Source organism: Methanothermobacter sp., from assembly GCF_030055425.1.
Classification (GTDB): Archaea; Methanobacteriota; Methanobacteria; order Methanobacteriales; family Methanothermobacteraceae; genus Methanothermobacter.
Genome location: NZ_JASFYE010000001.1, coordinates 423,184 through 434,582, shown reverse-complemented (window position 1 = coordinate 434,582; position 11,399 = coordinate 423,184). Strand labels below are relative to the sequence as shown.

At 48.3% G+C, this 11,399-nt stretch carries 9 protein-coding genes; 6 read left to right on the top strand and 3 right to left on the bottom strand.

The features are described from left to right. Nucleotides 1-39: 39 nt before the first annotated feature. Both QFX39_RS02360 and QFX39_RS02355 read right to left on the bottom strand, forming a co-directional pair. Complete coding sequence (locus tag QFX39_RS02360) at nt 40-393, bottom strand: hypothetical protein (RefSeq protein WP_300477105.1); 354 nt, start codon at nt 391-393, stop codon at nt 40-42. Between the two features lie 20 nt (nt 394-413). Next, entirely contained in the window at nt 414-1,073 is a 660-nt protein-coding gene (locus QFX39_RS02355) for a hypothetical protein (protein WP_300477102.1), read from the bottom strand. Between the two features lie 229 nt (nt 1,074-1,302). Between QFX39_RS02355 and QFX39_RS02350 the strand changes: the two genes are divergently transcribed. Beyond that, nucleotides 1,303-5,742 (top strand): DUF11 domain-containing protein, encoded by a 4,440-nt coding sequence (locus QFX39_RS02350; RefSeq protein ID WP_300477100.1) that lies wholly within the window; start codon nt 1,303-1,305, stop codon nt 5,740-5,742. A 23-nt stretch (nt 5,743-5,765) separates the two neighbouring features. Here the strand turns inward: QFX39_RS02350 and QFX39_RS02345 are convergent, their stop codons facing one another. Beyond that, the gene (locus QFX39_RS02345) at nt 5,766-6,707 is read right to left on the bottom strand and encodes a calcium/sodium antiporter (protein ID WP_300477099.1); all 942 of its coding nucleotides are present in this window, start codon (nt 6,705-6,707) and stop codon (nt 5,766-5,768) included. Between the two features lie 92 nt (nt 6,708-6,799). On the opposite strand from QFX39_RS02345, the gene hypD reads away from it, so the two are divergent. The 5 genes from hypD (at nt 6,800) to QFX39_RS02320 (ending at nt 11,399) form a co-directional block, all read left to right on the top strand. After that, nucleotides 6,800-7,855, top strand: a complete 1,056-nt coding sequence (gene hypD, locus QFX39_RS02340; RefSeq protein WP_300477097.1) for a hydrogenase formation protein HypD — start codon at nt 6,800-6,802, stop codon at nt 7,853-7,855. After that, nucleotides 7,855-8,526: a phosphoglycolate phosphatase gene (locus QFX39_RS02335; protein ID WP_300477095.1), complete on the top strand. Its 672-nt coding sequence runs from the start codon at nt 7,855-7,857 to the stop codon at nt 8,524-8,526. Before hypD ends, QFX39_RS02335 begins: the two co-directional genes overlap by 1 nt. Beyond that, complete coding sequence (locus tag QFX39_RS02330) at nt 8,526-9,818, top strand: TldD/PmbA family protein (protein WP_300477093.1); 1,293 nt, start codon at nt 8,526-8,528, stop codon at nt 9,816-9,818. Before QFX39_RS02335 ends, QFX39_RS02330 begins: the two co-directional genes overlap by 1 nt. A 67-nt stretch (nt 9,819-9,885) precedes the next feature. Further along, complete coding sequence (locus tag QFX39_RS02325) at nt 9,886-10,878, top strand: radical SAM protein (RefSeq protein ID WP_300477090.1); 993 nt, start codon at nt 9,886-9,888, stop codon at nt 10,876-10,878. 11 nt (nt 10,879-10,889) lie between these two features. Further along, nucleotides 10,890-11,399: an NTPase gene (locus tag QFX39_RS02320; protein ID WP_300477087.1), complete on the top strand. Its 510-nt coding sequence runs from the start codon at nt 10,890-10,892 to the stop codon at nt 11,397-11,399.

Here is an 11,399-nt window from a genome sequence, read left to right as displayed (position 1 = left end):
TTTCGTAATATATAGCTATAACGAATAAAAAATGAGGGCTCATCCAGCCCCACAGAGAAACCTTCCACTTACAGCGTCAACCCATGCCTCACCAATTACCATTTTGTAGGTGGGACTGGAGGGATTCCAGTCATACACCAGGACATGGTAGACAGGCCTCTTAATTCTAAGGCGGACAATCTTCCCCCTCGTATTAAAACCTGATATGTACTTTTGGGGCTTCTTTATCAGTTTCGCCTTCAACTTTAACTTACTGTAATCCCCGGGAACGGATTTTTTAACAACCTTAATGGCCTTTGAGGGAGATATAAGGCCATAGGAAGATCCACTGAAGGCCACAGAGCCGACAAAAACAATCGCCACAATTAAAGCAGTGATGGTAACTCTTCTCACAGAAACACCTCCCATAATCATCAACTATCAATTGATTTTATAATCAACATTTCATTACAGCCGGTCTCCTCATGGTATGGGACGCGCTGGATAAGTATTTCATGATCAGCAAATTCCTCAATTATCCCCTGAAGGTATATGGACCTCCTTCTTCTGTGAATGTTGGTAACTGGAAATATCCTCATCTCTCGCCCCACCCTCAACATCTCACGCACCGCCTCAACATGGAACCTGTAACTCAGTTTCTCCTCATAGAGGAAGAGAAGATTTGCAGAGAGGACAAGATCAAACTGCAGGTTACTGAATGGTAGATGTGGCAGCTCCCCTGCAATGTAACCTGCAGGGTCTTTCCTGTAGTCACTCAGGAACTCCCTGAACACGGTCCTCCTGTAATCTTCAAGTGGCACGCCCTTAACCTTAATTCCACTGAGGAAATCACCATGGAATCTTCTGTGCCTCTTGAAACTCTCTTCTGCCAGGGCTTCGAGTTCATCTGGTTTTCTACTGTAGATTGGGTCAACTGCAGTTACATCAAAACCCTTTCTATTCATTTCACTCCTGAAGGAACTCACACCTGCGGCACAGTCAAGTATCCTCTTCCCTGCAAGTTCATCATCTTTAAGGTTGAACATGTCGGTGTACTCTGAGAGCCCCCTTCCAAGGAGAAGTACAGATTTCATAAATATGTGTTCACTTTTATTATATAAGTATTCATGCAAAATCGTCGGATTTTGGTGTGACCATATATATCATGAAATCAAAATACGAGCTTTTCGCCAATTTTTCTTCAGTTACGCCCTGAGGCCATACTTTAAGGATTTTCATGTAATACTGAAATCATTTAGAACATTATAAATACAATGGCTTACATAAAAGAGTTTGTGTAAAAAAATTAAAGGGGGGTGAAAAATGAGAAAATTTACACTGACACTAGCGATTCTTCTTCTAATGGTTGCAGTTGGAACTGCAAGCGCTGCAGACACTGACAACCAGACCGACTCGAATTCAGTTATCACCGGTACGGTGACATACTGTAACAGTACCGAACCATTTGAGGGTGCAGTTATAAATGTGGCGTCTTTGAATGGCTCTAATGTTGCTTCAGGTGTAACAGGTCCTGATGGGGCCTATTCTGTAAGCTTCAAGTCACCTGATAGAACATTTGTGGTCTCAGCGGTTGCTCCAGGGCATGTGATACCATCAAAGACTGTGGCCCTTGATGAATCAGGTATGGCAAGAGCTGACTTCAGGCTTGGATCACTCAACCTGACAAAGGGGTCATGGGATATCATTGGACTTGACCACAACAATGTTAATGTCGGGCCAAACCAGTACCTGATCCAGATCAGGGTTAGGAACGATGCCCTGACAACTGCAAACAATGTAACGGCAAATTTAACATTCACTTCAACCAATCTATACATTTATCTGGCTACAAATGAGACCCCAAACAAGTACATTGGTGATATAGCTCCAGGGGCCACTGTAGACGTGTTCTACCTCGTGGAGGTTTCAAGAAATACCGCCGCATATCTAACATCAATTAACTACACAGTAACGGTTGGTGGTACCAATACCGGATCAGCAGACACTATAAATGGTACACTATACGTGGAGAAACTTGTATCACAGAACCGTAACGATGTGGTCTCCATAACCGTGAGCAATCCCACACCAGCCATAGGGGATGTGATCGCTGTCACCGTTGTATCAAAGACGGCTTCAGCCACCTATAATGTTGTTAACCTTCCACTTACAAACTACAACCCGGCCATTCTTCAGCCGCTGAATGTAACGGTAACATATGGTCCCAACACCAGCAACAATGTACGCCTCGACTCACCTGGTCAGACAAACTTTGTATCAGTCTGGCTCTTCAACGTGACTGGTGCTGGCGTAACAAGGCTCTTTGGCCTTATAACAGACAGGAGCGGTTCAAGTTACCACTACAACTCAGACTTCGGTGAGAACATAACCATAAGGGCCGTAGAGAAGGCAGACCTTGCCATAGCAAAGGCTGTTGACAATGCAACACCCAACATCGGGGACACGGTTAAGTTCACGATAACGGTTGTAAATTACGGACCCAACAACGCCACCGGGGTTTATGTGGTTGACAAACTTCCAGCAGGGCTACAGTTCGTATCAGCAACGGCATCAAAGGGGACCTATGATAATAACACGGGCATCTGGACCATAGGAAACCTCGACTACTTTGAAACGGTGACACTCAACATCACAGCCACAGTTGAAGCAACAGGAACAATCGTCAACAATGCAAATGTAACAAGTGATGTGTTTGACCCCAACATGGCAAACAACTATGCATCAGCAACACTGAATTCTCCACCAGCATCAGACCTCACCATTGACAAGTCCGTGAACAATCCTGAACCCTACGTGGGTGAGACAATCCAGTACACAATCACAGTGAGCAACAGGGGTCCTGATAATGCACCGGGGGTTGTGGTGGAGGATATTCTACCCGCTGGGCTCATACTGGTCAGTGCAACACCATCCAAGGGCGTCTATACCATGGGAACATGGTACGTGGGGACACTCAACTACCTTGAGGTGGCAACACTCACCATACTCGCGAAGGTCAACGCCACTGGCATCTTAACAAACTTTGCAAATGTAACATCACCGAACTTTGACCCGAACCCTGACAACAACAACGTGACACTGGATGTCCGTGGAATTCCTGTGGCTGATCTCCGCATCGTAAAGAACGTGAATAACCCGAGGCCCAACTTTGGCTCCAATGTGACTTTCATAGTTGGAGTTACAAATCTGGGTCCAAGCACAGCCACGGGAGTAACAGTGACTGATATACTGTCACCTGGACTCGTCTACCTCAGTCACACGGTTACACAGGGTTCATATGACCCATTAACAGGGATATGGACCATAGGAACACTTAACTATGCCGCATCAGCCCTGATGAACCTCACGGTCCTTGTTAACACCACGGGAGATTCAAATAACACGGTCTCAGTGACCGGTAATGAATACGACCCGGATAGGACCAACAATAATGCCATATCAGTCCTTAATGCAGTATCAGCTGACCTCAGCATCCAGAAGACCGTCGACAGACCCGTTATAAACAACGGGGAAACAGCAACCTTCACAGTAACCGTAAGGAACGCAGGACCCGATACGCCATCAAACGTTGTTGTAACGGATCTTCTCCCGGCAGGTTTATCCATCATATCATACACGGTTACCCAGGGAACCTTCAGTGAGGCAACAGGCACATGGAATGTGGGATCACTTCCAGCCCTATTCCAGGCAACACTCACACTCTTTGTGAGGGCAACCCAGGCGGGATTCCAGACAAACATCGTCAATGTATCATCAGAACTTCCTGACCCAATGCCACAGGACAATGTTGATGCAGTCACAGTCGATGTGAGGCCATCAGCGGATGTTAAGATCACCAAGACCGTGAGCAACACCGCACCGGACTTTGGTGAAACCGTCGTGTTTTACATCACGGTAACGAACCTTGGGCCGGACACTGCCACTGTTGTTAGGACGGTTGACGGACTGCCAGCAGGCCTTGTATACCAGTCCCATGTGGCGTCTGCAGGGGTTTACTTCCCAGAGTTCTATGTCTGGACTGTTGATTCACTTGCACCTGGCGCCTCAGAGACACTCAACCTGACGGCCCTTGTTAACGCAACAGGTGAACTCATAAACACAGTCTCAGTAACAGCAACCGAATATGATCCTGACATGACCAACAACTACGCAGCAGCTGTAATTAACGGACGTCCACTTGCAGACATCGCAGTTCAGAAGACAGTCCTTTTAACACCCATCAACAATGGACAGAGCACCAACTTCACTGTTACCGTTACAAATAACGGACCAAACGACGCAACAGGTGTTGCAGTAACCGATATACTACCGGCAGCACTCACAATTGTGAGTTCAGAAGCATCACAGGGAACCTTCGCTGGCGGCGTATGGACAGTGGGCAACCTCGCAAATGGGTCATCAGCAACCTTGGTACTTGAGGTACTTGCAAATGCTGCTGGTATCTTCACCAACTATGTGAATGCATCAGCAGACCAGTATGATCCATATATTTCAAACAACAATGCCACAGCGGTACTCACTGTGAAACCATCTGCGGATGTTTCAGTCACCAAGACGGTTAGTAACAGCACACCGAACTTTGGTGATCAGATAACCTTCTATGTGACTGTCATGAACAATGGACCGGATAATGCAACAGGGATCACACTGACAGAGAGACTACCAGCGGGACTTGTCTACCTATCACATGCGATATCACAGGGAGTATGCTACCCACTTGCATGCATATGGATAGTTGGGGATCTTGCGCCTGGTTCATCAGCGACTCTGAACTTCACTGTTCTTGTGAATACAACTGGTGAGGTTGTAAACAGGGTTCTTGCTGTGGGTGAGGAGTTTGATCCTTACCCTGAGAACAATACTGCTGAGGTTACGGTTAGGGTGCCTGCGGCTGCTTATCTGGTGATTGATAAGGTGGTCAATGCGACTGTTGCTAACTTCACTGATACTGTGAGGTTTACGGTTTCAGTGAGGAATGACGGGCCTGACACTGCGGTGGGTGTTGTTGTCACGGATCTGCTTCCGGCTGGTCTTGTGTATCTGAGCCATGTTGCTAGTCAGGGTACCTATGACAGTGTGACTGGTGCCTGGATTGTGGGTTCAGTGGTTAAGGATGCTGTTGCAACGCTTGAGATTGTTGCGGGGGTTGCTGTGAGTAACACCACTCTCATTAACATTGCGGATGTGACGGCGGATACCTACAACCCGAATCCTGATACAAGCGCCAATGCCACTGTAACTGTTAACCCAAGGGCAGAGCTCACCATTAACAAGACAGTGGATAGAAGGGCTGTGCGCATCGGTCAGAACGTAAGGTTCACCATAACAGTAACCAACAATGGACCCGACACAGCACTCAACACAATGGTTACCGACAGGCTGCCAGATGCCATGAGGTACATATCATCAAACGCCACCAGGGGTTCATACAACCCTGCAACTGGTGTCTGGATGGTAGGCGACCTCCCAGCAGGCTCAAGCGCAGTCCTTGACATCGTGGTCCAGCTCATAAGGCGCGGCACATTCGTGAACGTTGCAACCGTGAGCTCAGGTTCAAGCGGAGGCAACAACACCACAGATGTGGAGATCGATGTTGAACCATCACCAGGTCCAGGCCCATCTCCGGGACCATCACCAGGACCGGGAACTGTACCAATGAAGCCAACAGGAGCACCTTTAACTGCACTTATTGCAGGAATGCTTCTTGTGGCAGCAGGTTCAGCGATATCCAGGAGAAAATAAACCCTTTCCTTTTATTTTTTTATTCAACTTGTGATTGCTATTCTTAAGGCAGCATAGATTATGTATATAATGAGAAGCACGACTCCTTCAACTCTTCTAAGCTCCATATCCGTCCACATGAAGTACATTACAATAACTGTCACAACTATCAAAATGGGGGCATCAAGCACAACTAAGAGGGGCTCAACAGGGATTTTCACGAATAATGATGGAATCCCTATGCCTATGAGGATATTGAATATGTTACTCCCAAGTACCGTGCCCAGTGAGAGGCTGCACATATGCTTCCTTGCGGAGTTAACGGCTACAACAAGTTCAGCAAGGCTTGTCCCGATGGCAAGGGCAAAAAGGCCGACTATCATCTCAGGAATATGGAGAACCGCGGTAATTTCAACTGCGCTGTAAACCAGTACCCTGCAGAACACCACAAGCCCGAAGAAACTTAAAACTGCAGTTACAATGGTCTTCCAGCCAGCGTCACCACCCTCTATGAGGTGGCTCGCGTAATATTTCCTCTGCTTCTTTATAAGAATTAAAAGGTAAACACCATAGATGCTGAGGAGAACGGCACCTGTAAGAGGGCCAATGGCCCCCATGAGCATGAAAGATGAAAGTATCAGGATGCTGAGAAGCCCGAATAGTCCATCCCTCCGGATCTCATCCCTGTTTGTTGTAACAGCACAGGAGAGAATGGCAGATATCCCTATGATACCCGCGATGTTCCATATGTTCGAACCTATCACCACACCCACACCGAGTTCAGGGCTACCTGTAAGGACAGAGATCATGGCGGACCCGAACTCAGGAAGAGATGTCCCCGCAGCTGCAACCGTAACTCCAAGTATTATCTGTGATATTCCAAGCGCCCTCCCGATATCAACGATCCTGTCCACAAAGATGTCCGCGGATCTTATAACACCAATTAATGAGGCGCAGAAGATTAATATTAGGATGATAGGTGACATGATTAATAATCCCCTCCCTAACTATCCATTGGCTGCCAGTTATATATATGGATCATGATAAATAGACCTTAAATGTAATGTGGTGGTAGCCTATGAAAAATCTTTCAAGGGAACTGGTTTCAAGGATACATGAGATATCACGTCCTGTTAAGATAATGCACGTCTGCGGTTCACATGAACACACTATAATGCAGCATGGAGTAAGATCACTACTCCCGGACGAGGTTGAGGTGGTGGCCGGGCCGGGGTGCCCTGTCTGCTGCGTACCTGCCCGTGAGATAGACGAGTGCATAGAACTTGCAAGGCAGGGCGTTACGATCACAACATTCGGTGACATGCTCCGTGTTCCTGGTTCGGAGGGTTCACTTGCAGATGCCAGGGCCGAAGGCGCCGATGTCAGGATAGTCTACGGTGTGGGAAATGCGGTGGATATAGCGAGAAAACTTGACAGGGAGGTCGTCTTTATGGCGGCAGGCTTTGAGACCACCGCACCAACAACAGCATCGGAGATACTGTCAGGCCCACCAGAGAACTTTTCAGTCCTGTCCTGCCACAGGCTGATACCCCCAGCACTCAAATTCCTCATAGAATCAGGGGAGGTTAACCTCAACGCCCTCATAGAGCCGGGCCATGTATCAACCATAATCGGCATGAAACCCTATGAGCCCTTCTCACGGGACTACGGAATACCTCAGGTCATAGCAGGATTCAACCCCCTTGACATACTCATGGCAGTGTACATGATACTCAGGCAGATCGAAAGGGGCGAGGCAAAGGTTGAGAATGAATATAGGAGGGCGGTGAAACCTGAGGGTAACATAAAGGCCCAGCAGGCGATGGATGAGGTTTTCCGCATAACCGAGAGGGAGTGGAGGGGATTTCCTGTCATACCTGAATCTGTATATGAGATCAGGGATGAATTTTCAGAGTTCGATGCAAGGGAAAAATTTGATATTGATGTTGCTGACGCCGTTGAGGTGCCCACTGGCTGCATATGCGGCGCAATACTGAGGGGCGTTGCAAGGCCGGAGGAATGCTCACTCTTTAAGACCCAGTGCACGCCCACAAACCCTGTGGGGGCCTGTATGGTTTCAAGGGAGGGGACCTGCAACATAGCCTACCGCTACAGTTCATTCAGGGTGCAGTGATGAGGGCCATTGCAGTTGACATAGACGGCACTATAACCGACAGCACCAGAAAACTGTGCATCAGCGCTCTCAGGGCCCTCAGAGGTGCTGAAAGAAAAGGATTACCTGTCATAATCGTGACAGGGAATGTCCTGTGCTTTGCAATGGCAACATCCGTCCTTATAGGGACAAGTGGTGGTGTTGTGGCTGAAAATGGCGGCGTGATATACTCTGATGGGGATATGAGGGTCCTGGGTGATATTAAAAAGGCAGAAACCGCTTACAATTATCTTAGGAAGATTTACCCTGTCAGGAAGGTCCAGTTCTCTGATCTTCGATTATCTGAGGTGGCAATCACCAGGGAAATCCCTGTTCAGGTCATCAGGAAGTCCCTTGAGGGATTTGATGTTGAGGTCTATGACACGGGATTTGCAGTGCACCTTACAGACCCCCAGGTGAATAAGGGCTCTTCCCTGAAACTTGTGGCAGAGTCAATGGGGATTGAAATGTCTGATGTCATGGCGATAGGGGACAGTGAGAACGATATTGAATTCCTTGAAAGGGCGGGTTTCTGCGTGGCGGTTGGAAATGCAGACCCTGAGCTCAGGGAAATGGCAGATTATGTGACTTCAGGGGAATATGGTGATGGAGTTAGGGAGGCTATCCATAAATTTGCTGGGGTGGATATCTGATGTTGGATTTTGCTGAAAAGGCCCTTAAGCTGGCCTTAAGAAACTCTGAAATGGCTGAGGTCTACATTGAAAGGGAGCATGCATTTGAGGTGCAGGTTCAGAGGGACCTCATAGACTTTGGGAAGATAGAATCCATGACAGGTATAGGTATAAGGGTACTGAAGGGGGGCAGGATGGGCTTTGCATACACCTCAGATCCATCGAATCTCCAGCGAGCCGTTAAAATGGCCACAGAGAATCTCAGGCTTGCCGATCCAGATGAAAATTTTGGGTTCTCAGAGCCGGCCAGCTACCCCACTGTGAAGGGGATCTTTGACACATCATTCCTGGAACTGGACGTTGAGGAATCTACCAGCATCGCAGAGGTCATGGTTGATAAAACACTTGATGAGGGATGCAGACCAACAAGCGGCGGTTTTTCAGCATCCATGGTCGAAACATTCATCATGAACTCGGAGGGTGTTGAGGCTTCATCAAGGTCAACAGGGTTCTCAGCATACATATCGGTGAATGCAGAGAAAAATGGGTCCAGGACGACGGCATATGAGTCTGATTCATCATGCAGCATGGACATAGACCCGGAATGGATAGCTGGAAGGGCATCCAGGATAGCGAGGGATTCACTTGGCGGTGAAAATGTTGAGAGCGGAAGGAGGTCAGCTGTACTGGATTACCATGCAGCTGCAGGGTTGCTCGGCACATTTGCCGCGGCATTCAGTGCAGATAACGTTCAGAGGGGGAGGTCCATCCTTGCTGATAGGATCGGCACTGAGATAACATCCCCTGACCTCAGCATATACGATGATGGTACACTGAGGGGAGGCCTTGGCTCATCACCCTTTGATGGGGAGGGCACACCATCCCAGAGAACACTCCTCGTTGCCGATGGAGTCCTTGAGGGCTACATCCACAGCATCTACACCGCATCCAAGGGCTCATGTGAGAGCACAGGTAACGGGCTGCGAGGCTACTCTGACATACCCGTGGTTTCAACCACAAACTTCGTCCTTGAATTTGGGGATGAGGTTCCACTTGATGATTTCAGCGGGATATACGTGACTGATGTGCTGGGTGCCCACACAGCAAATCCCATCTCAGGTGAATTCTCGGTTGAGGCCAACAACGCTTTCCTTTTGGAGGATGGCGAATTCACGCCTGTGAAGAAGGCAATGTTATCTGGCAACATATTCGACCTCATGAAGAATGTCTCATCCACTGACCTTGAGATAAGACAGGTTGGAGACTTTGTAACAGCACCCCTCATTGTTGAGGGAATCCATGTAACAGGTTAAGATGTCACTGAAATATGCTTTTGGCCATCAGGATTCTCATCTGGTTGGTGGGGTTGACGGTGTTAAGATGTCACTGAAAGATGCTCTTGGCCACTACCTTGATGTGAGGGATGGAAGGAAGGATGCAGGATTTCTTGAGGCAAAGGCCACTCCAGCATCATTCAGCAGGGAGTCAGATACCAGTGAACTCTGGCGGGAACATGAAAGAATAGAGAAGGGCTTTGAGTGTTCAGGGGAGTGCAGAAGATCATTCCTTGATCTGAAAATTGAAATTGCAGATAGGATGCTCAGGAAATGTTCACTATGCCACTGGAGATGCGGTGTTGATCGTAACCTGAAACCTGGAAGATGCCGTGTTACATCACCCAGGGTTGCATCGGAGTTCCTCCACTACGGCGAAGAGGCACCGCTGGTGCCCAGTCACACCATCTTCTTCTCAGGCTGCACAATGAACTGTGTCTTCTGCCAGAACTGGGACATATCACAGAACCCGTCTGTGGGTGTCAGCATCCCTGAGGACCGACTCGCGGCCCTCATAGAGGAGAGGAGGCGGATGGGTTCAGCCAACGTCAACTTCGTTGGGGGAGACCCGACCCCCGCACTACCCTACATTCTACGTGTCCTCCGGCGAATATCCATCAGTGTACCTGTGGTATGGAACAGCAACATGTACCTCTCACAGGAATCCATGAGGCTCCTGAAAGGCATCGTGGACCTCTACCTCACCGACTTCAAATTTGGCAACAGTGACTGTGCATTGAAACTTGCCGGCGTAAGGAACTACTTTGAGGTCGTATCAGAGAATCACCTCAGAGTAAGGGGGGAGGATATGATAATAAGGCACCTGGTGATTCCAGGCCACCTTGAGTGCTGCACAAAACCCATCATATCATGGGTCGCAGATAACCTTGGAAAGGACACCATAATGAACATCATGGGCCAGTACAGGCCACTATACAGGGCATCACGGTACCCTGAACTGAACCGCTACCCCTCCAGGGAGGAACTTGAAGAGGCAAGGCGATGGGCCCTAAAGGAGGGTATTGAAAACCTTATCTGAGGGGGATTTCATTGAAGATCTTAATCACAGGAAGGCCTGGAAGCGGAAAGAGCACCCTTATTGAGAGAATAAAGGATCGCCTGGAACTTTCAGGTTTTTCTACTGGGAGTATATTCACCCCTGAGGTAAGGGAAGGCTCATCAAGGGTTGGCTTTGAGGTCGTGGATATAAAATCAGGTAGGAGGGGTCTTCTTGCCTCAGTGGATAGCAGGGGGCCGCGGGTTGGAAGGTACGGTGTAAACGTTGATGTGATTGATGAAATCGCTGTTCCGGCGATAATGAGGGCTTTGAAGGAGGATGACTGCGTTCTGATAGATGAGATAGCGCCAATGGAACTTAAGAGTGAGAGATTCAGGGGGGCTGTGGAGGAGGCGCTGGATTCAGAAGTTCCTGTGGTTGCAGCGGTCCACAGAAAACTTGTTCAAAGTATAAGAAAGAGGGGTGACATAAGAGTATTTGTTGTGGATCCTGAGAGTCGTGATCATGTTTATAGGAGGATCATTGATTTACTGGGTGATTGA